Annotated in this window: 23 protein-coding genes; 9 read left to right on the top strand and 14 right to left on the bottom strand. The window is 55.1% G+C overall.

Features of this window, described 5'->3' with window-relative positions; genetic code table 11:
* Positions 1 to 46: 46 nt before the first annotated feature.
* The 9 genes from OCY70_RS13685 to OCY70_RS13645 all read right to left on the bottom strand — a co-directional run bounded on the left by OCY70_RS13685 (position 47) and on the right by OCY70_RS13645 (position 6,256).
* A complete protein-coding gene (locus OCY70_RS13685) occupies positions 47 to 790 on the bottom strand; it encodes a SpoIIIAH-like family protein (RefSeq protein ID WP_213427654.1) in 744 nt (247 codons plus the stop codon).
* 48 nt (positions 791 to 838) lie between these two features.
* Positions 839 to 1,495, bottom strand: coding sequence for a stage III sporulation protein AG (gene spoIIIAG, locus OCY70_RS13680; protein ID WP_213427655.1), 657 nt, complete (start codon positions 1,493 to 1,495; stop codon positions 839 to 841).
* Between the two features lie 119 nt (positions 1,496 to 1,614).
* A complete protein-coding gene (gene spoIIIAF, locus OCY70_RS13675; RefSeq protein WP_213427656.1) occupies positions 1,615 to 2,403 on the bottom strand; it encodes a stage III sporulation protein AF in 789 nt (262 codons plus the stop codon).
* A gap of 28 nt (positions 2,404 to 2,431) precedes the next feature.
* The gene (gene spoIIIAE, locus OCY70_RS13670; RefSeq protein ID WP_213427657.1) at positions 2,432 to 3,679 is read right to left on the bottom strand and encodes a stage III sporulation protein AE; all 1,248 of its coding nucleotides are present in this window, start codon (positions 3,677 to 3,679) and stop codon (positions 2,432 to 2,434) included.
* Positions 3,680 to 3,691: 12 nt separating this feature from the next.
* Positions 3,692 to 4,081: a stage III sporulation protein AD gene (gene spoIIIAD / locus OCY70_RS13665; RefSeq protein WP_213427658.1), complete on the bottom strand. Its 390-nt coding sequence runs from the start codon at positions 4,079 to 4,081 to the stop codon at positions 3,692 to 3,694.
* Between the two features lie 50 nt (positions 4,082 to 4,131).
* Complete coding sequence (spoIIIAC, locus tag OCY70_RS13660) at positions 4,132 to 4,335, bottom strand: stage III sporulation protein AC (RefSeq protein ID WP_006676747.1); 204 nt, start codon at positions 4,333 to 4,335, stop codon at positions 4,132 to 4,134.
* 11 nt (positions 4,336 to 4,346) lie between these two features.
* Positions 4,347 to 4,871: a stage III sporulation protein SpoIIIAB gene (gene spoIIIAB, locus OCY70_RS13655; RefSeq protein ID WP_213427659.1), complete on the bottom strand. Its 525-nt coding sequence runs from the start codon at positions 4,869 to 4,871 to the stop codon at positions 4,347 to 4,349.
* A complete protein-coding gene (gene spoIIIAA / locus OCY70_RS13650) occupies positions 4,841 to 5,866 on the bottom strand; it encodes a stage III sporulation protein AA (RefSeq protein WP_213427660.1) in 1,026 nt (341 codons plus the stop codon). Before spoIIIAA ends, spoIIIAB begins: the two co-directional genes overlap by 31 nt.
* 120 nt (positions 5,867 to 5,986) lie before the next feature.
* Positions 5,987 to 6,256: a YqhV family protein gene (locus tag OCY70_RS13645; protein ID WP_181454649.1), complete on the bottom strand. Its 270-nt coding sequence runs from the start codon at positions 6,254 to 6,256 to the stop codon at positions 5,987 to 5,989.
* Between the two features lie 282 nt (positions 6,257 to 6,538).
* Between OCY70_RS13645 and OCY70_RS13640 the strand changes: the two genes are divergently transcribed.
* From OCY70_RS13640 to OCY70_RS13630, 3 genes are all read left to right on the top strand, one after another.
* Positions 6,539 to 7,369, top strand: a complete 831-nt coding sequence (locus OCY70_RS13640; protein WP_213427661.1) for a phosphosulfolactate synthase — start codon at positions 6,539 to 6,541, stop codon at positions 7,367 to 7,369.
* Positions 7,370 to 7,430: 61 nt separating this feature from the next.
* On the top strand, positions 7,431 to 8,153 hold the full coding sequence (locus tag OCY70_RS13635) for a 2-phosphosulfolactate phosphatase (protein ID WP_213427662.1): 723 nt from the start codon (positions 7,431 to 7,433) through the stop codon (positions 8,151 to 8,153).
* Between the two features lie 131 nt (positions 8,154 to 8,284).
* Positions 8,285 to 8,746, top strand: coding sequence for a DUF441 domain-containing protein (locus OCY70_RS13630; protein WP_213427663.1), 462 nt, complete (start codon positions 8,285 to 8,287; stop codon positions 8,744 to 8,746).
* Between the two features lie 80 nt (positions 8,747 to 8,826).
* Here the strand turns inward: OCY70_RS13630 and OCY70_RS13625 are convergent, their stop codons facing one another.
* A complete protein-coding gene (locus OCY70_RS13625; protein WP_261944903.1) occupies positions 8,827 to 10,080 on the bottom strand; it encodes an aspartate kinase in 1,254 nt (417 codons plus the stop codon).
* 853 nt (positions 10,081 to 10,933) lie between these two features.
* On the opposite strand from OCY70_RS13625, the gene OCY70_RS13620 reads away from it, so the two are divergent.
* Complete coding sequence (locus OCY70_RS13620; RefSeq protein WP_213427665.1) at positions 10,934 to 11,851, top strand: transposase; 918 nt, start codon at positions 10,934 to 10,936, stop codon at positions 11,849 to 11,851.
* Between the two features lie 688 nt (positions 11,852 to 12,539).
* Here OCY70_RS13620 and efp read toward each other — a convergent pair.
* The 4 genes from efp to OCY70_RS13600 form a co-directional block, all read right to left on the bottom strand.
* Positions 12,540 to 13,097, bottom strand: a complete 558-nt coding sequence (gene efp, locus OCY70_RS13615; protein WP_213427666.1) for an elongation factor P — start codon at positions 13,095 to 13,097, stop codon at positions 12,540 to 12,542.
* A 79-nt stretch (positions 13,098 to 13,176) separates the two neighbouring features.
* Positions 13,177 to 14,253 carry a M24 family metallopeptidase gene (locus OCY70_RS13610; RefSeq protein ID WP_213427667.1) on the bottom strand — a complete coding sequence of 359 codons (1,077 nt, stop codon included), beginning with the start codon at positions 14,251 to 14,253 and terminating at the stop codon, positions 13,177 to 13,179.
* A 36-nt stretch (positions 14,254 to 14,289) separates the two neighbouring features.
* A complete protein-coding gene (aroQ, locus tag OCY70_RS13605; RefSeq protein ID WP_213427668.1) occupies positions 14,290 to 14,757 on the bottom strand; it encodes a type II 3-dehydroquinate dehydratase in 468 nt (155 codons plus the stop codon).
* A gap of 119 nt (positions 14,758 to 14,876) precedes the next feature.
* Positions 14,877 to 15,473: a YqhR family membrane protein gene (locus OCY70_RS13600; RefSeq protein ID WP_213427669.1), complete on the bottom strand. Its 597-nt coding sequence runs from the start codon at positions 15,471 to 15,473 to the stop codon at positions 14,877 to 14,879.
* Positions 15,474 to 15,665: 192 nt separating this feature from the next.
* On the opposite strand from OCY70_RS13600, the gene OCY70_RS13595 reads away from it, so the two are divergent.
* From OCY70_RS13595 to OCY70_RS13575, 5 genes are all read left to right on the top strand, one after another.
* Positions 15,666 to 16,616 carry a DUF1385 domain-containing protein gene (locus tag OCY70_RS13595; protein ID WP_213427670.1) on the top strand — a complete coding sequence of 317 codons (951 nt, stop codon included), beginning with the start codon at positions 15,666 to 15,668 and terminating at the stop codon, positions 16,614 to 16,616.
* A 49-nt stretch (positions 16,617 to 16,665) separates the two neighbouring features.
* Entirely contained in the window at positions 16,666 to 16,977 is a 312-nt protein-coding gene (locus tag OCY70_RS13590) for a hypothetical protein (protein WP_197257828.1), read from the top strand.
* Between the two features lie 282 nt (positions 16,978 to 17,259).
* A complete protein-coding gene (locus OCY70_RS13585) occupies positions 17,260 to 19,008 on the top strand; it encodes a stalk domain-containing protein (RefSeq protein WP_213427671.1) in 1,749 nt (582 codons plus the stop codon).
* Positions 19,009 to 19,190: 182 nt separating this feature from the next.
* On the top strand, positions 19,191 to 19,889 hold the full coding sequence (locus OCY70_RS13580) for a response regulator transcription factor (RefSeq protein ID WP_213427672.1): 699 nt from the start codon (positions 19,191 to 19,193) through the stop codon (positions 19,887 to 19,889).
* Between the two features lie 27 nt (positions 19,890 to 19,916).
* Positions 19,917 to 21,146 (top strand): sensor histidine kinase, encoded by a 1,230-nt coding sequence (locus tag OCY70_RS13575; protein WP_213427673.1) that lies wholly within the window; start codon positions 19,917 to 19,919, stop codon positions 21,144 to 21,146.
* Positions 21,147 to 21,168 lie beyond the last annotated feature (22 nt).

Raw genomic sequence — 21,168 nt, 5'->3', positions numbered from 1 at the left:
AATGGAAAGAGCCCAGTTTTTGACCGGGCCAGTTCCGACAACGCCGCTATTCCGAGACATACTGCACGCTTACCTTATCCTGCGTGATGTTCAGCTCTTTCATCATTTTCGAGATGATATCCACCGCTTCGGACACTTCCATCTTGTCGCTCTGCACGACGACCGTGAACCGATCGTCCTCCTGCGTGATGACCGCGTTGCTGTAATCTTTCTGCAGCTCGGTTTCCAGATTGGAGATTTTGACCTCGCGTTCTTCCAACTGGTTCATATCTTCGTAGGCTTGCGCCAGCTTGTCGCCCGTCGTTTTGTCGTCATTGATCATGCCCATCAGCTTTTCGAGCTCCTGCTGGTACTGCTCGTTGCGCTCCATCTGCTTCTGCTCGATCGCGCTCCGCTTCATGACGCCTTCGGCCACAACTTGATCCAGCATCGCCTGCTCCTTGTCCTCCGGAGTCGCCTCTGGCGCCGCCGCATCCTGACGTGGCTGTCCGCTCTCGATGTTGACCGTAGGGTCGGCCCCTTGCTCCTCTGGCTCTCCTTGCGCTCCAAGCTCCGGAGCGGGCTTTCCGTTCTCTGCCGCCTTGGCCTTCGCGTCCTCCCCGACGGACACCTCGGTGACTTCCACTTGCGGAAGCTGGGCCGCTTCCGCCGCATCGCCATTCAGCTGCTGCTGCTCGGCCGCCATTTCAGGGGCTTTCGGCGTGTCTTCCGTGAACAAATAATAAGCGGACAGCACCACCATCAAGCTAAGCATCGATACCAGCCATATCGTTTGTCTTTTCGTATTCATCGTCTTTTTCTCCTCCTTCACGATTCATGCATTATGCAGGTTGATTTGCTACTCGGCGATTTTGCGCGGCACGACGGAGATTCGATAGGCCGGCACATTCAGCCCTTTCTCGACCGCATCGACGATGAGCGACTTGACGACGGCGTTTTCCGCTCCTTTGGCGACGACGACAACGCCGCGAACCTTGGGCTTGATGCGCTTGGTCACAATCGGCGTCTTGCCGTCGGAAGACTCGTACATGACAATCTCGCCGTCCCGGGTATGCTGCGTAGTATGCCGCTTGCCCCCGTTCCCATCGGTTTCGTCTGTCAGCTGCTGGTTGTCCTTGAAGTTGCGCTGGACGACAATCTCTTCCGTCGAGTCAATCGTGACCAACACATCGACTTGTCCCACCCCGACAATTTCCTCCAAAATCGACTTGACCCGGGCTTCGAATGTCATTTCCACCGACTCAAATGTGCCCGGCGCGGCCGGTGTGCCGGACGCGTTCTGCTCCGCGCCGTCAAATACGCCTACCGCCGGCGGCTCGCGGCCGACATTGCTTGAGCCCTTCGGCCATCCGCCGCCGGACTGAAACGTGCCGTACAAGAGGAGCGCCGCGCCGGTCAAGCCGAGAAGAAGCAGCCAGCGGAACGCTTTGATCCGTTTGGAACCGTTCGAGCCCTTGCCGATCCACTGTTCAATCCGCTGCAACCATTTCGCCAACGCTATCGACCGCCTTTGCGTAGTATGGACCTGCTCTCACTTGTCCTATTTTCACCTATACGCGCGGGCGGCGATTTTATGACGGTTTGTCCGCATTTTTTTTCGGCGGCTATCGGCAGCTATCGGCCGCTATCTTTTGTTGCGCCAGCCGGGAAGGCGTTCTCCGGCGACCATGACACCGTAATCTGCTCGGGCTTCACGAGCCAAGCGGAGGTCAGTGCCCCGACGGCGGCGGCCTCCATGCGCAGAAGCTCGCCGCTGCCCGCGCCGGAGACCGGCGCCTCTTCCGGCGCTTCCAACGGCGAGCTGCGGGCCGCATCGATCGGCTCGATTCGGACCGGCTCGATGGCCGCGACCGGCTTCGGCTCGGGCGGGCCGCCGCTGTCCGGAGCTGCCGCCTCCCCGGCGGCGGGGGCCTCCTCCAAGGTGAGCGCAATTCGCTCAATTGCCGGCTGCCCCTGCCTGGCGTCTTGCGTCAGCGTAACCTGGACGGCCGCCACCTGAACGGCAGGTCCCCCGCTGGAACCGTCAGCCCCCGACTGGAGCAGCGCCCGGTTAATCTGCTCCTTCATGCTCGCTTCCATCTGCGCGCCGGCCAATCGGAGCGCCTCCTGCTCCCGAGCGCGGGCCAAGCGTTCCCCTTCCCGCCGGATCTGCTCCAGCGTCTTCCCTTCGGGACTGTTGGCGGGGGAAGTGGTCAGCAGCGTATCCCATTCGCGGGCAAGCTCAGCCGTCACGTTGGAGTCGAACAGGCGCAGCACCGGAGACAGCAGCGTGAGCAGAATAATCAGGCTGAGCATCAGCTTGACGTAACGCTGCATCGAACGGTTCGGCAGCAGCAGGTCGATGAAGGCGGCCAGCAAAATCACCATGATGATCTCTTTGAGCCATTGACTGAACCATTGCATACTTCCTGCCTCCCTTCTCTCCCCAGATCTACCTCATCATGACCGCGACATTTCCTGCCGTCAGCAGTATCGTAATAGCCAGGAAGAACATCAGCCCGACGGCCGCGAGCGCCGCGAAGACGTAGATCATGCTTTTGCCGACCGTCTTGAGGCATTCGGCTGCCGGCGTGTCGCCAAGGGGCTGCATGATAGCGGAGGAGACGTTGTAGATGAGCGCCAGCGTCACGATTTTCAAGGCAGGGAACGCGCAAATAAACAGCAGGATGATGACCCCGGTCAATCCGACCGCGTTCTTGACAAGCAGCGAGGCGGATATGACCGTATCGGCGGCATCCGAGAAGACGCGGCCGACGACAGGCACGAAATTGCCCGTAATATACTTCGCCGTCCGGACCGTCACTCCGTCGGTAACCGAGCTTGTGGCGCCCTGCACGGAGATGACACCCAGGAAGACAGTCAGCAGCACGCCCAGCAGGCCGATGCTGATATTGCGCAGCAGATTGGCCAGTTGGGTCACTTTGTACTTGTCCGACAAGGCGCTTACGATATGCAGCAGCGTCGAGAAGAACAGCAGAGGAAAGACGCCGGTATAGATGAGCGTTCCGATAAGATGCACCATAAAGACGATGAGCGGGTGCATGACCGAGACGGTAACGAGATTGCCCATCGAAGCGAGCAGCGTGAACAGAAGCGGCACCATCGCCATCATGAAATGAATCATGCTCGATATCGCTTCCTTCGCATAGCCGATCGCCACATGGAAGCTGTTGATGGCCAAAATAATGATGACCATATAAGAGACGGCATAGGCGATCTTGCTGACCGCATTCCGTTCGAACGCCGATTGCAGCGTCTCCAGAACCATGCTGAATACAGCTAGAATGACGATAGTCAGAATCAGCTTGCCGTTCAGGATCACTTCCTGCAGCAGGAACTTGCCGAGCGCCTGCAGCACCGCCCCGGTTGTGAGCTTCTCTCCCCCGGGCAGCAGCAGATCGACGAAGTCGGGCAGCGAGTCTTTCGGAAAAAAGCCGCTGTATTTGCCCAGCAGTTCGTTCCAATAGCGCTCGACATCCCCCGTATCGAGCTTGTCCGCCTGCTCGCGGCCCCACTGTTCGGTCACCGCCTGCGCGCGGGAATTCCCCGCGTCCCCCTGAGGGGACTCGGGGGAGGCATACCCTGACCCGATGAAGGCGAACAGGAAGCACAGCAGAGCCGAGGTCCAGATGCGCATCCGCTTCAGCGGCGGCTTGTCTATCCGTCGTAATCGATTCATTCCCTCTCCACCTTATGTTGGCAGCAATCTCATTACGGTCTCGATAATGACGCTAATGATCGGAACCGCCAGCACCATGATGAGCACCTTGCACGCGAGCTCGATCTTCGAGGCGATCCCTTCCTGGCCGGCGTCCCGCACCACCTGGGCGCCGAATTCGGCGATATAGGCGATTCCGATAATCTTGAGAATCGTCTTCAGGTAGACCGGTTGAATTCCGGATCGATCGGCCAGATCCTCCAGCACGTGAATGACGATATCGATTTTGCCGATGAGAAAAATAAATATAATAACTCCGGTCACGGCCGAGATCAGAAAGGCGAACATCGGCTTCTGTTCTTTGACCACCAGCACAAGGATGGCGGCAATCAAGCCGAGACCGACCACCTGTATGATTTCCACGGCAACCACCTACCCGGATACTGCGGCCGCGCCGCGCTAGTCAACTTCAGTCATTGGAACAAAAATATGGTCCGAATCTCTTGAAAGAGATGATCCAGCAGACGGACGACCATGAACAGGACAACGACGAAGCCGATGACTGTCACCCAGTGCGCCATGTCCTCTTTGCCCATTTGCTTGAGCACGGTATGTATCATGGCCACGATAATGCCGATCCCGGCGATTTGGAAAATGGCGCTGACATCCACATTCATTTCCTGGCACCTCAATACATCAAGATAACGGCCAACAAGCCGCTCAATACGCCGAGACTGCGGCACATCGTGCCATACCGCTGGTATTCCTCGCGGGCCACGAATTCTTCCTGCTCCAGCTGCTTGATCGCATGGCGGATATGCTTGCGCTGATCGTCGCGATCGCTGATGCCGAGGCTGTAGCCCAATTCGAGCAGAATGCGCAGGTCTTCGTTCGCCAGCGCCGTATTTCCGCGATGCCGCTCCCAGGACAGCTGCCACGCTTCGCGGGCGGTGAGCGGGACCGCATCCGCGGCGTCCATCGCCTGCGCCGCATCGGCGAAGACGGCGCGCAGCGGAGGCGGCTGCTGACGGCTAATCTCGGCGAAGGCCGCAGCAAGCGGCGTATGGCCGTACATGATGGCCGTCTCCAGCCGCTGAAGGGCATGGTTGAGCAGGCGGAGCTGCTTCGGCCGCGCTGCGTAGGAAGCGGCCTTCAGCCAGCCGATGCTGGCTGCGGCGGCGATCAAGAGGGCCGATCCGAGGAGCTTGAGCATTCCGGACGCCTCCCTTCCAGCGGCAGCACGGGCTTCTGCAGCACTCTGCCTTTCTCGTCGTATACTTTGCGCTGCCATTCCCTTTTGGCCCGGCGGAGCGTGACGATGCGGCGGAAGGCCCCTTCCTCGAGCAGCTGCCGGATGCCGGGGCGGCGCAGCAGATCGTCCATATCCTCCGCATGCGCGGTGGCGATCAGGCGGACGCCGGCATGCATCGCCTCTCTCATGGCCAGCAAATCTTCCTCCCGTCCCATCTCGTCTACGGCAAGCACGTCAGGCGACATTGAACGGATGAACATCATCATCCCTTCCGCCTTGGGGCACCCGTCCATCACGTCGGTCCGATAGCCGAGATCATAGCTGGGCACGCCCTTGATGCAACCGGCAATCTCGGACCGCTCGTCGACGACCCCTACCTTGAGCGCCTTCCACCTCGCTTCGGGATGATGCCAGCTCCCGCTGCCGATCGCCCGCACCAGGTCGCGCAGAAGCGTCGTCTTGCCCTGCTGCGGAGGCGATACGATCAGCGTATGATGAACATGGGCATGCTTGAAATCAAGCAGCATCGGCATGACCGAACCCGCGATCCCGTGCACCTCGCGCGCAATCCTCAGATTGAAGCCGGTAATCTCCCGCAGATGGCTTACCCGGCCCTGCGCAAGCACCGTGCGGCCGACGAGGCCAATCCGGTGTCCGCCCGGAATCGTGACGAATCCGCGGCGCAATTCTTCCTCCATCGTGTACAATGAATGATTCGTTATCAGATCGAGCAGCTGATGCCCATCCTCCCGGCTTGGGCGATAGGCAGCGTTCGGATTATCCGTACGCTCCCCCCGCTCCGTCACGAGCTGGAAGTCGCCCATGACGCCGATTTCCAGCGGGCGTCCTACGCGGATACGAATCTCCTCCAGCTCCCGATATGTGCCGGCGGGCAGCCGCATCAGGATTGACTTGAGCATCGGCGGCAGCACCGCCGACCAGCTTAGCGCTTCCATTGGCATTCCCTCCCGTGTCATCATTCGACAGCCGGACAACCTTGGCTTGTATCCCTATATGTATGGCGCCGCGCCGCTTTTTATGCTTCCGCCGGGCCTGGCACCCCGAATGCCCGGTTCCTACTTCTTCAAAATACCGATAAGCAGACAGGACACCCCGGCCGCAATCCAGGCCATCTTGCTCCAGTTCAGCTTGTCTGCGATGCCGATAAGACCGATGGTCGTCGTCGCGATGAGAACGAGCGGACCGACAAGCGCAAGCAGAGAATTGACGGCCAGCGCCTTCTCCGGCTCATTCAGCTTGAGCATAATGAGTGCGGCGGTAATTTCCAGGCAACCCGATATTATGCGGAGCCCTGACATGCTGGCGACAAATTTATCGACGGACAACTTCGCACCTCCTTTCGCTGCGAGGGAAACGTAAAGCGGATACCTAAATTTCCGCTATCTCCGGCACCCGCAGGCGTAATCCGTGTGGCCTGTCCTTTTCCGTATATTGACCATTGTATGCGCGGGACCGTACCATTCATGCTCGTCCCTTCGATTCTTCGATTCCTTCGCCATCTTCTCCCCAAGCGCGGCCTTCCCGCCCCGGTAGGCACCTGTCAGCAGGCGGAAGCATATATTGCTTGCATGATTCGACTAATCTGGGGACATGAAGGGGATTATGTGATGAGTCTTTCCGAACCTCAAATCGAACAATGGCCTGGAGCCCTAGTAGATCCGAGCGAAGTACGAACCCACAAGCCGAGAACAACCGGATTGACGATGGTCATGGACAAAGGCTTGGGAGCAAACGCATTTTCCGATCTGCTCTCTTCAGCTCATGACCATATCGATATCATTAAGCTGGGCTTCGGCACAGCTGCGGTTACGCCGGCCCCGCTGTTGTTATGGAAGCTGGACATGGCGCGGCAGTATGGGGTTACGGTGATGCCCGGGGGGACATTTCTCGAATACGCCGTCGCCAAAGGCATGGTCGAACCATTTTTTCATATGATGAAAGAAATGGGCTTCACTGGAATCGAAGTATCGGATGGAACGATCACGCTGCCGCGGGAGAAGCGCAATGACCTCATCCAGCGCGCCCGCGAGGAAGGGTTCTTCGTCTGCTCCGAATACGGGAAAAAAGCGGCCGGCTCCACTTTCATTTGGGACGACGTTTTGGAAGCGTTCAATGAAGATATTGCCCATGGCGCCGAATGGATGACGCTGGAAGGCAGGGAGTCGGGAGCAGGCGTTGGCGTATACGACGAGCGCGGGGGCTGCGACACGGAGATGGTGTCGATGATTGCCGAAGCGGTGCACTCCCCGTACCGGCTCATGTGGGAGGCTCCGCGGAAGGATCAGCAGACCGCCATTCTCCGAACGCTCGGTCCGCAAGCCAATCTCGGCAATATCGCGCCGGACGACATTATCGCTTGCGAGGCGCTGCGGCGGGGACTGCGCTCCGATACGATGGTCCATTTGCTGGACACGGCGAGGCTGGATACGGTGAAGTAGAGCCGCAATTTATCGGCATCGCCAACGCGAAGTCGGCAAGGAGAGTAAGGGGGGAGCAACTATGCAGGTCGATGTCATAGCTAGCGTCAATGAGGCAAGGTCGATTGAACTGGAGAACCGGACGGTCATCGTCATCGACGTGCTTCGGGCGACGAGCACCATCATTACGGCGCTGGCGCACGGGGCATCCGGCATTCTGCCGGTCGAAACGGTGCAGCAGGCCAAGCAGGCTGCCTGTGACGGGGACATTACGGGAGGCGAACGCAACTGCAAAAAAATTCCGGGCTTCGATGCCGGCAATTCTCCGTTCGAATATATGGGCGAGAGCGTGTACGGGAAGCGTGTCGTGCTGACGACATCGAACGGGACGCGGGCGATCCACAAGGCGTCGAAGGCCGACGTCATCTTGGCCGGCGGCTTCCTGAATGCGTCGGAATGCGCGCGCACCGCCTATCAACTTCGCAAGGACATTGCGGTATTATGCGCCGGCATGCAGGATGAATTCGCCTTCGAGGACGGCCTGTGCGCCGGTCTCATCGTCGCCGAGCTGTTCCGGCTTGCCAGCCAGGAACAGGAGATTCGCACGAATGACCTCGGAAGCATTCTTGTCAGCGCCTACCGACACCATGCAGGAGAAATTACGGCTGCGCTGCTCCGCTGCTCCGGCGGGATGCGCCTTGCCAAGCTAGGATACGCCAAGGATGTCGAATACTGCGCCGGCATCGACACGGTATCGGTCGTTCCGGTGTGGACTCAGCAGATGATGCTTCCGTTTGCGACATAGGGCGCGCATGTTCATGAATGATCATTGTTCTAAACGAAGAGGGCTTGTTCATACAGTAAATAGAGGATGTTCACTGCGTCCCCTGTTGATCAATTGGACGGACAAACTTTTCTTGTCGAGGAGCAATAATCATGAATGGCGAGTTGGTACTGGTTATACTCATTGTTGTCGGACTGGTCAGCCGTTCCCCAATCATTACGACGGCGGCATGCATCCTGCTTATCGTCAAGCTCGTACATCTGGAACGGTATCTGCCTGCCATCGAGCGGAGAGGACTGGAATTGGGGCTGTTGTTCCTGACGATAGCCGTGCTTGTCCCCTTCGCCGCCGAGCGGATAACGGCCGAACATCTGTGGAGCACGCTCACATCCTGGCCGGGAATTATCGCGTTGGCCGGCGGGGCCATAGCCACGTCCATGAACGGTCGGGGCCTGGAACTGCTGAAAAATGATCCTCAGATGATCGTCGGCCTCGTTGCCGGCTCTCTGATCGGGATCGTCCTCTTGCGAGGCGTGCCTGTGGGACCGCTGATGGCGGCCGGAATAACGGCCTTGCTGTTGGCCATTAGCCGATGGATTATCGATAAGTTCTAGCCGCTTCCCCCGCCTCTTATGACGCATAACAACAAGCCGGCCCTTGCGGACCGGCTTATCTTATTCATATCTTCCCTTATTTATCTTCGTTCTTTCGGTCCGCCGACGAACGCTTCCTCGACGGCATCCAGCCCGTAGGATGTGTGAAGAGCAGTAATAATTTCATTCAGCTTGGCGTTGGACACGACGCAGGAAACTTTGATCTCGGATGTGCTTACCATTTTAATGCTGACGCCCGTCTCCGAGATGACGCGGAACATTTGCGCCGCGACGCCAGGGTGGCTGACCATGCCTGCGCCGACGATGGAGATTTTGACCAGGTCGGCTTCAGAGGTCACTTCGCGGTAAGGAACTTCGATCCGGATGTTCTCCAGAACCTGAACAGCGCGGTCACGGTCATGCAGCGCCGTCGTGAACGAGAAATCGGCTTCCCCGTTCGTTACCCCGCTCTGAACGATGATATCGACATCGATTTGCTCATCGGCGAGCGCGCCGAACATGCGGGCGAGCACCCCCGGAAGATCGGCTACGCCGAGAACACTGATGCGTGCCACATTTTTGTCATAGGCGATGCCGCTAACGACCACCCCTTGCTCCATCTTCGCTTCCTCCTTCACATAGGTCCCTTCATTGTAATTGAAGCTTGATCGGACGACGAGACAGACCTTGTTATGTTTCGCATATTCTACAGCCCGGGGATGAAGAACCGCCGCGCCAAGATTGGCCAGCTCCAGCATTTCATCGTATGAAATCTCCTTCAGTTTGCGCGCGCGGCGCACGATTCTCGGATCGGTAGAATAGATTCCGTCAACATCCGTATAGATTTCGCACACATCGGCTTCAATTGCCGCAGCCAGCGCGACCGCCGTCGTGTCGGATCCGCCGCGTCCGAGGGTCGTAATCTCTCCGTCCTCGGTCATGCCTTGGAAGCCGGCGACGATGACAATGTTCCCCGCTTGCAGCGCCGCCTGCACACGCTCCGGAGCAATGTCCTTAATTCGCGCCTTTCCATGCGTGGCGTCCGTCCGGAAACCCGCTTGCCATCCGGTCATCGAGATGGACGCATGGCCCAGCTTTTGAATGGCTATCGACAGCAGAGACACCGAGATTTGCTCGCCCGTAGTCAGCAGCATGTCCATCTCACGGGGCGGCAGTTGATCGTTTATACTTTTCGCTCGATCAATCAAATCATCCGTCGTATCCCCCATAGCGGACACAACGACAACACATTGGTGGCCTTCTAATTTTTTCTCTACGATCCGTTCGGCAACCCGCTTCATCCGTTCGACCGTCCCGACGGAGCTGCCTCCGAACTTCATAACGTATAGTGCCACGCTGACTCACTCCCACCCTAAATGGACTGTATCAATCATTAATTGCATATTATAGCACGTTTTTGGGCCGATGGAAGAAAAAAATACAACAATCACGGACGACTTGAAGCCCTGTATTCGAATTCGTTCGGATTGAGACAATTGATAAGAAACTGTGCTCACGACCTTATGAAGATGATCCCCCTCGCTCAGGAGCTTTCTTTGCTTTCAATTGTTTTCTCTGCTTACAGCAGCTTTCTATACTTTCAGTAGTTTTCTCTTATTCTAGTAGCTTTCTCTGCTTCCTGCGGCTCTCCATCTCGGCCCCTGCAATGCTGATGCTCCCATACATTCAGCTTTGGTCCGACATGCTTTCAGTGAATCTCCCCGATGCTCCCTCAGGGTGCTTGAATCTCCTTACGCGAGTCGCCCGATTGTTCAAGTAAAGCTTCAACATCCAACTCTCGCGAGCGAGTCTCCATGGTGCCCAGCAACCTCGCCTCATCCAGTACCCATCCCGTAAAGGAAGATTCCCTAATGCTCTAGGTTCATCACTTAAGGCCTTATGTTCAATATCCCAGCCACTCAGGCGTCTCAACTTCCGTACAACAAATCTCCCAAGCGGTCAGGCCGACTCCAAACTGTTAAAAATCGTTTCCTTATAATGAAGGGTCAGCATAATGACGGGATAATGAACGGAAGCATTTTTGACGGGCGCCAAAATTAGCGGGTATCCCACAATCAAATTACGAATTTATTGGAACTCTTAAGCACCTCAAATCCCACTTTCATACTTGATATGGAAACATATGTTTGGTATAATCAAAACAAGAACATTTGTTTGTATTCGTTGTATTTGGAGGAGGCTACCGGGATGAATGGCTGGTCGAATGTTGACACGTTGGAAGAGTTAATGAAGCAATTCCCTACTGAAGAATCATGCATTCCTGCCCTGTTTAGGTTGAAATGGCCCAACGGGTTTCGATGTCCGAACTGCCGGCATGCCCGCGCGTATGCGATCCGGACACGGCGGCTTCCTCTGTATGAATGTACCGACTGCCATCATCAGACGTCCCTGACTGCCGGGACGATCCTGGAAGGAAGCCGGACCTCCCTGCGGAAATGGATAGCTGCGATATGGCTCGTCTCTCATCCCGCTACAGGAATTAATGCAGTTCGGCTGAGCTCCATCATTAAGGTGACCTACAAAACAGCATGGGCGATGCTGCATAAAATTCGTATAGCGATTAGCTGTGCCGATGAACAAGAACGGCTTGATCATCGTGTGCTTGGCTTTATTGCCTATAATGGCCCGCGCAATTACCCCAATGTCGATCTCGGTCCGCGCGAGCAGCCGCTAATTGTAGCTGCCTCGCTCGATTCCAATGGAGCGGAACGGCAATATAAAATGAAGCAGGTTAAGCGGCAGCATATGTCTGGCAAACTGCTGCTTCCTTGCGGCCGCGATCACTTTATTTCAGAACATGTCTCTGCATCGGAGTCTATGATCTCCATTATCCGCCAGCGTTTTCGGGTTAAGCATAACAGTCCGCTCTATGCTGTATTCCGGCGTGCACAGCGTTGGTTATGCGATACGTTCCGCGGGATAAGCGGCAAGTATTTACAGCATTATCTGGATGAATTTTGTTACCGTGAAAATGCTGCTGCCCGCCAGACGATCGGGTGGGAACCCTTGGCGGCGATATGCTGTGCCGACAATGGGGCAAGACGCCGATACTTATGGAGAGCAGCCTCCTCTAGAAGCCGCAACGGCTATTTTATGGCTGCCTAAATAAATCGACACAGTAAGTTGAGAGGATACATGCCGGCTGGACTGATTCCGCTCTCTGCTTTTGGTACATTGTTAGGGGAACCGAAGTGTAATTAGCCTCATTTTTTTGTTGCACAGTTTTTATGTTTATAACAACATCTAGGCTTCCTAGCAACGGAAGCTTTCCTGAGTTATCGGGATAACGAGACAAAGGAGACAAAGGCGAGTGAGTGTGGCCTTCCTAACAACGGGGCTCCTGAGGGACCGGGATATTGCGCATAAAAGAAAAATGGAAAGATCCAAGTCTCCCGAGCTGGACATCGTTATTCACGATCTCAGCATCCCTCATCTCAGTAAATTTGATGGAAATGTTAGAGCGAGTTTCTGGCCATCGCAGGCCTAGGACCATCCATGGCAGACATATTTTCATGTCATCCTAGCTTAAGTTTACGGCCATGGCAGACATATTTTCATGTCATCCTAGCTTAGTTTACGGCCATGGCAGACAATATTTTCGTATCATCTCAACTAGTGTTTACGGTCACCGTGCCTCCCTTACTGAGCTACCGGGATACTTATCATAAGGCTGCGAAGGTATGTACTCCATGCGAACGGTACTCCCAAGGTACATCACTCCCCAGGCATAGAAAATAGCCCCGGAAGCGACCTGCTTCCGGGGCTATGCGGATCCGATTCGTACATCCGCTAATTAGGCGCGGGAGATGTACTTGCCTTCGCGCGTGTCGATGAGAAGGACGTCGCCTTCGTTGATGAACAGCGGCACTTGAACGTTGAGGCCGGTTTCCAGGGTCGCGTTTTTGGTTGCGCCCGTTGCTGTGTTGCCCTTAACGCCCGGCTCGGTCTCGACGACTTTCAGCTCAACGCTGTTCGGGAGATTGATGCCGATAATCTCGCCTTGGTAGCTGACGATATGAACGACCATGTTGTCTTTGAGGAAGTTCAGCTCCCATTCGAGCTGATCCTTCGACAGGTTGAACTGATCATAGGTCTCATTATCCATGAATGTATATTCATCGCCGCTGTTGTATAGGTACTGTACTTCGCGGTTATCGATTTGCGCCTTCGCAAGCGTCTCGCCCGCGCGGAACGTTTTTTCCACGGTGTTGCCGTTACGAAGGTTTTTCAGCTTGGAACGCACGAAAGCGGCGCCCTTACCCGGCTTCACATGCTGGAAATCGAGGACCGTAAAAATATCTCCGTCCACTTCAACTGTCAATCCTGTCTTAAAATCGTTAACTGATATCATTCGCTTGATTCCCTCCTACAATTATGCAACCCAGATTCCTTGGACGGAGCAGATCCTTGTGGCTCTCAATCCTGTCCGACTACATGTCCAATACGAGCAGTTCCTTGGTCGATTGAGTAATAATCTCAATACCGCTGTCCGTAATGACAATATCATCCTCAATGCGCACACCGCCGAAGCCCGGCAAATAGATGCCCGGCTCGACCGTTACCGTCATGCCCGGGGTGAGCACGTCATCGGACGATGAAGCAAGACGAGGCATTTCATGGATTTCCATGCCTACGCCGTGCCCGGTGCTGTGTCCGAACTGATCGCCATATCCATGGCGCTTGATAATATCGCGCGCCAACGCGTCGGCTTCCCGTCCCGTCATGCCTGGACGGATGTGAGCCAGCGCATTGAGCTGCGCTTCCAGTACAATATTATAAATGTCCCGGTGCTTATCCGACGGAGTGCCGAGAACGACAGTCCGTGTCAGATCGGAACAGTAGCCGTTGTACAATGCGCCGAAATCAAATTTTATGAATTCGTTGCCTTGAATGACCCGTTCGCTCGCCACGCCGTGCGGAAGCGCCGAACGCTCCCCGGAAGCGACGATCGTATCGAACGAGCTGGACGTGGCCCCATGCTTGCGCATGAAGAATTCCATTTCCAATGCGAGATCCTTCTCCCGCACGCCCGGCTTGATGAAGCCAAGAATGTGACTGAAGGTTTGGTCGGCCAGTTGGGCCGCTTCCCTCAACACGGCCAGTTCTTCCGCATCCTTGATCATCCGCAGATCTTCGACCAGTCTGCCGGCCGGAACCATCTCGATCCCTTGCAGCTGCGCGCTGTAAGCGGCATAGGTGGAATAGGTCACATGCTCCTGCTCGAAGCCGATTCGAGTCAAGCCGGCCTCCGACAGCAGCTGCTTCAGCGTGTCGGTTATTCTCGGCGCGTGCTCCACCACTTGCATATGCTTCGCCTGATCCGATGCTTGCGTCGTGTAACGGAAATCCGTCATTAAAACCGCCCGATCGGCTGTAATGAATACGTAGCCTGAAGATCCGGTAAATCCGGTCAAATAGCGCCGGTTCACCGCACTGGTCACTAGCAGTGCTTCCAAGCCGCGAGCTTCCATCGCTTCTCTCAATCGAGTAATGCGGTGTTGACTCATTCTCATCATCTCCTGACATGGACTATTGTCAATCCGTTATTCGGGCCCGCCCGATTTTTCCCGCTTCGAGTCGCTTACGGCCTGATGAAGCGCAATTAGGCCCAACTCATAGGACCTCGATCCGAATCCCGCAATCTGACCGAGGACAACCGGTGCGGTTACCGATACATGCCGGAAGGCTTCCCTTTTATGTATGTTCGACATATGGACTTCCACTGTCGGGATGTTCATGGCGCTAATCGCGTCGCGCAGCGCATAGCTGTAATGCGTCAGCGCGCCCGGATTAATGAGAATGCCGTCATGCGTGCCGTAAGCGGCATGGATCCGGTCGATCAGCTCGCCTTCATGATTACTCTGGAAGGTCTCCAGGCGGACGCCCCATTCCTCCGCCATCCTCGTCAGCCTGCCCTCTATCGCCGCCAACGACTCGTCTCCATAGACTCCGGGCTCGCGAATACCGAGCATGTTCAGATTCGGTCCGTTCAATACCAGATAGGAAGCCAAGCCGCACACCCCTTTCCCCGTACACGATTACATGAGAATCCTCACGTATTTTAACATACGAAGCGGCAAATGAGAAGCGTAACCGCAAAGGAGAAGCTCACTTTCCCCCTGCCGGCGGATTACATGACAGGCTGAGGCTGCGAGCGGTCGTCGGATGCATCCCCGCCGCCGTCATTCTCACCATTGCCCGGCGTATCCTGCCGTTCTCCAGACGCACCGGATTGATCGGTATCTTCCGGTTCGCGCTCCCGCTCTTCATTGAATTCCGTCGCCACGGTGTAGCCGATGAACAGGCCCCACAGCAGCATCGTGCATGATTCCGTCCATATCGTATTCCATGTCGTGTGCCGCACCGGCGGAACCAGGCCCAGCAGCGGTCCGGGAGCGACGAACAGAATAACCCACCACACCAGGCCGAAGATGACGCCTGCCCAAGGCCCAGGCACTTTGCGGAGCAGAAGCACATACAGCAGCGCCGCCAGAATCGAGAAGACGATGAATGAGCCCAAGCCGAGAAGCTGGCCGTCCACCGTGGTCAAATAGGCATGCTTGTAAAACGGCTCGACCAAAAATCCCGGCACGATAATGGTAAAGCTAAAAATATAGCCGAGCCAATGCAGGCTCCCCCATATCAATCCGGCAAAAAAACCGGTCATCACGCCGAACGTGAACGGATTCGTCCGCTTCTGCTGCATGCGGGTTTGGCGTTCGTTCATATCGATTGCTCTCCTTTCCTCAGACAACATATATGCGGTAGTATGCACCAATCGAGGAAGGGAGATTACAGCGTTCCGCAAAATCATGATGTGGAAAACGCTGTTGAAATTCGTTACAATAATATAACATTCCTAATACATTAGTACTGACTGCACAACTGTTTTTTCAATACATGAGGATGGTGAACGAATTTGTCTGAACAGCAAAACCGGTCAATTTATGGCGGGCAGGCCGTGATCGAAGGCGTCATGTTCGCTGGCAAGCATGTCAATGTGACAGCGGTCCGCCGTAAAAATAAGGAAATTACTTTTTATGAAGTTCCGCGCGAGGACAAGCCATGGCTTACCGCTTTGAAGAAGATTCCCTTTATCCGCGGGTTCGTCAGTCTGTTGGATGCGAGCGGCAAGGGATACCAGCATTTGACTTATGCGGCGGAAAAGTATGCCGAGGACGAGGAAGGCGAGGAGGCGGCTGAACAAATCAAAGACGATGGCAAATGGAATCTCGTCATGATTATCGGGGTCGCGGCCGTCGGCGTACTGTCGCTTATTTTCAGCAAGGTCATCTTTACCGCCGTTCCCGTGGTCATCGAGCAATTTTTATTCGGAAAAGCATTCGATAATCGGGTCATTCATACGCTGATTGAAGGAATTATTAAAATCATTTTCCTGCTTGCCTACTTGTGGCTGATCGCCAAGACGCCGATTATCCGAAGATTGTTCCAATATCATGGCGCGGAACACAAGGTGATCAGCGCCTATGAAGCAGGGCTGGAGCTGACGGTTCAGAACGTGCAGAAGTTCAGCACGCTTCATTACCGCTGCGGAAGCAGCTTTATCATTTTATCGGTCATTGTGGGTGTCGTCATTTACTCCTTCATCCCATATGATAATTTATGGGAACGGATTTATCCCCGGCTCCTGCTTATCCCTGTCGTCATGGGCGTAGCTTATGAGTTCCTCCGCCTGACCAATGCGCTGAGAGAGGTTCCCGTGCTGCGCTGGCTCGGTTACCCCGGTCTGTGGCTGCAGCTGCTGACGACGAAGCAGCCGACCGACGATCAAGTAGAAGTATCCATCGCTTCGTTCAACCGGATGCGCGAGTTGGATCAGGAGCTGACGGCGAAGAAAGCGGCCTCCTGAGCAGCATCGGCTTCTGCGGAAGAAGACAACAGGCGAAAGGAATGATAATATGGGCGCATTTCCAAGATGGGCTCTGGCTGTAATCCTGGCGTTGGCCGGGCTCGGCGTATTGTACTCTGCCCTGCAAAGAGGGATCGCATCGTTGCTCATTCCCGCCGTGCTGATTGCAGCGGTATTCCTACTCTATAAGCTGGGACCGAAGAAATCAGCCGCCCCCAAAATCAAGAAGTCGGCCCAAACGGAAGCCAAGGCGAAGGGCAACGCGAACCGGCAGCCTAAGCGGATCCGGCCCCGGTCGCAGGCCAACCTGCGGGTCATTGAAGGAAGCAAGCCGAAGGATAACAAGAAGAATACGAAGTAGCGGAACGGAAGCGCTCGCCATGGCGCTTCCTTTTTTATTTCTTAACATTTCATTAATATTCCATAAAATAATGTGTCGAATTGATGCATTGCCAATCGTCTCCCTGTACAATCAGACCGTAACGCTTCTTTTTCTCCATTCCGCACGGCTCCCCTCCTTCGCGCACAAGCGTCAGTTGGATGCGCAACTTTTTTCCTTAATTGTACGTAAAAGGCTCTGGAATAATTATTTAACAATTATCCGACACGCATTTTACCCCCTAAGAGAGAAGGAGTGTTCTTGATGAAACGCAACAAATCAGGTAGTGTGAAACTTATCGTATTCAGTACGGTTCTGGCTTGGCAGCTATTATTTCCATTCGCCGCCGCACAAGCCGCCGAAGCAAGCCATATGCTTGCTTTAACAGCCGAGAAAGCCAATATGTCTCATAATGGTCAAGAGCTCATCGCCGATCAGCCCGTTGTCGACAAGGACAATCTGGCTTATATTCCGCTGAAGAGCGTCGCGCTCCTCTATGGATTCTCGGTAACCTACGATGCCGATACCAAGGAAACGGTAGCCAGCAAAGAAGAGCTGACGCTTCGCTTCAAAGCGGGCGCGACAACGATTAGCGTAAACGGAAACGAAGTGGAAGCGGCAGGAGAGATTTTCAGCCAGAAAGGCAGCCTGATGGTGCCGCTTCGCACATGGGCCGACATCACGGAGAGCCAATTGAAGGTATCCGGCTCGAAATATACGCTGGCCTGGAAAGAAATCATCGCCGAGCCCTCCCCTCCGGCCGCCAATTTCAAAACGGACAAGTCCGTCTATCGAATGGGCGAAAATATCCGGTATGAGGATTTGAGCGAGGACGAGCACAGCGAGATCGTGAAGCGAACCTGGACAGGCAAAGCGCCCGCCTTCTTCGAACCCGGGGAGCATGAAGTGACGCTTCGGGTCGAGAACGAGCACGGCAAGAGCGATACGATAACTCAGAAGATTACCGTAACCAATGAGTCCCTGTATACACCGACGGAGCACGGGCTTCTCTACGCTGAACCCGGAAGCAAATTTCCGGTTGACCGCAACGACGTGCTTGTCTATGATGCGGTCACTTATACGACGACGACCAGTCCAATGACCTTCGTCCGCAGCAATAGCCCCGAGCATCTGTATGGGGAGGAAGGCATCGGTTACCAGGATACGCTCTCGGGAAGCTTCCGGATTAACATTCACAATCAGAACCGCTCGCAGCAAGATATATCCGTATACTTGCTGGCGACGAATCATGGCACATCCGATGCCAATGTCACGCTCAACGCCTTCGGGATGGGCGGTCCGACCAAGTATGTATCGACCAGCGGAAAAACCGCTGTGTCGCGGTTCCTGGACTCTCTCGCCAAGTCCGAACCGATCCGGACGATGAAGGTGCCGGTCGGCGAGACGGTCGTAGTCCTGCCCGAGATCAGCAAATCTCCGATGAAGGGCGGACTGACGATGACATCCTATTCCGAAATTCATACGGACCAGGAACTTGAATTCTCGGTTGTCATCCTGGATCCGGACAAGGATCCGATCGAAGCGCTGCCGGAGCTTCCCAAGCTGGCTCGGGACGGCAAGCATGTGCGCGGAACCTTCCCCGAAGGGAACCGCACGTTCCACGTCAATCAGGTGCTTGGCGCCAAGCCGCAGCGGATGATTATCGGAGACAACGATCTCGATACGTTCGTAACCGGCTCCGATCGCGTCACCGGCCTGGAGGAGACCAATATCGGGAACACCGGGGTACTCTATGATATGGAGCTCCAGGTTGCCCCGCACACCGTTGTCGGGCTGAACGCGCGCGGCGGACATTATGCAGGCGCCTTCCTCGTGAACGGCAAAGTCGTCAATATGGTGGACGGAAGCATCCTTACCAGTCCGGAAGAAGTCGGCATTCTGCACCGGACAGGCGATCGGGAGGAGACGGTTCGTCTGACCTTCGTCCTGGCCTCCGGAAGCAACCTTCCGATTCACATGCTCTTCCTGCCGATACCGGAAGCCAAAGAATAGGGTTGCGTTCTTGCGCAGTTACGCGCATCCTATATAGAGAGAATAAAATTCGGTGGATTGGCGCGATCAAGACGCTGCCGGGCGGTATGCCCGGGGCGTCTTGAAGCATGTCCCGCCGCTTCGCCGCCAGCGGGACGTGTCACAGCCCACAATCGTACCTACACTGCAAAGGAGTCAGTCTGATGCCGAAAGAGACCATTCTATTGGTAGACGATGAAAAAGAAATTATTGAGCTTATGGAAATCTATTTGAAAAACGAAGGGTATGAGCTGCTGAAAGCGCCAAACGGCCTGGCCGCGCTCGAATTGCTTCAGAACCATAAGGTCGATCTGATTATATTGGATGTCATGATGCCGAAGATGGACGGGATTCAGGCCTGCATGAAAATAAGGGAGCAGAACAATACCCCGATTATTATGCTGTCGGCCAAGAGCCAGGATATCGACAAAATCGCAGGCCTCAGCATCGGAGCGGACGATTACGTCACCAAGCCGTTCAACCCGCTCGTCCTCATTGCCCGAGTCAAGTCCCAGCTCCGCCGCTACAAGCAGTTCAATACGGCGCGCCCGGCGGATGAGAATGAGATCCAGATCGACGATCTCGTCATTAATTTTGCGACGCACTCGGTGACCGTCGATGATGTGCCCGTGAAGCTGACTCCGCGCGAATTCGCGATTCTGAAGCTGCTGGCGGTGAATCGGGGGATCGTATTGAGCATGGAGAAGATATATCAGGAAGTATGGAACGAACCGTTCATGGAATCCAAAAACACCGTCATGGTCCATATTCGTAAAATTCGCGAGAAAATCGAAAAAGACAGCCAAAATCCGAGATTCATTAAAACCGTATGGGGCATTGGCTATAAGATGGAGTCCCTGTAAAATTCGGATGCGATAGGAGTGTCATGCATGGCAAAACCGAAAAGCGCCAACCTCATCCGTACCGTCCGCTGGAAGTTCCTGCTCGTGTTCCTGGGAAGCGTGAGCCTAACCGCATTCATCATGCTGCTTGGCCGCTTGCTGGCCGGGTACTTGCTGTTAGAGCCGCCCTACAACGGACTGCTCATCTGGGCGGTGAACAATATCGGCTCCAAGCCGATTATGATCGTGACCGGTATCGTGTCGTTTATCTTGTTTTATTTTCTGTTCAGCCGTCCCATCATCCGTTATCTGAACGAGATTACAGATGGGCTTCAGGAGATTGCCAAGGGACAATTCGATTATGTCATTCCGGTCAAGTCGTCGGATGAAATCGGATCGATCGCCTATCGGATCAACGCGTTGTCTGAAGAATTGAACAGCTATTTGCAAGAAATTACGTTCGGACTGCAGGAGATCGCCAAGGGGCAATTCGAGCACGTCATTCCGGTCAAGCCTGCGAACGATCTCGGTCTGGTGGCCGAGAGCATCAATCATATGAGCGCCCAACTGTACCACTCGATCCAGGAAGAGCGCAATGCCGAGAAGACGAAGAACGACCTGATTACGGGCGTCTCGCATGACCTGCGCACCCCGCTGACATCGATTCTCGGCTTCCTTGAGCTGATCGAAAACGATAGGTATCACGATGAAGTCGAGCTGCGGTACTATGTCAATATCGCCTATGAGAAAGCAGTAAGCTTGAAGTATTTGATCGACGATCTGTTCGAATTCACGCGCATCAACAACGGACTTCCTCTCGAATTGACCGAGCTGGACATGACCAACTTCATCCGGCAGCTGGCGGAGGAATTCGTGCCGAGTCTTGAGAAAGCCGGCATGATGTGCCGCATCAACGCCCCTTCCGAGCCGCTGTACATTATGGCGGATGGAGACCGCCTCGTCCGATCCTATGAGAATCTGATCTCGAATGCGATCCAGTACGGGAAGGCCGGCAAGTATGTCGATATCGAGCTCGGCAAAGAAGAGGAGCAGATCTATGTGAAGGTGACCAATTACGGCGAGCCGATTTCGGAGAGGGATCTGCCGTATATTTTCGACCGCTTCTATCGGGCGGAGCAGTCCCGCTCCAAGGAGACCGGCGGAACCGGCTTGGGATTGGCGATTACGAAGAGCATTATCGAGGTTCACGGCGGGAAGATCTCGGCTACAAGCGATCGCAACAAGACGACATTTACGACTCGCTTCCCATGCGCCTGACCCGCCGGCGCCTTCTCTTAAG

Source organism: Paenibacillus melissococcoides (assembly GCA_944800085.1).
GTDB lineage: Bacteria > Bacillota > Bacilli > Paenibacillales > Paenibacillaceae > Paenibacillus_B > Paenibacillus_B melissococcoides.
Note: the sequence above shows the minus strand (reverse complement) of the source record. Positions and strands in the feature narration are given on the sequence as shown.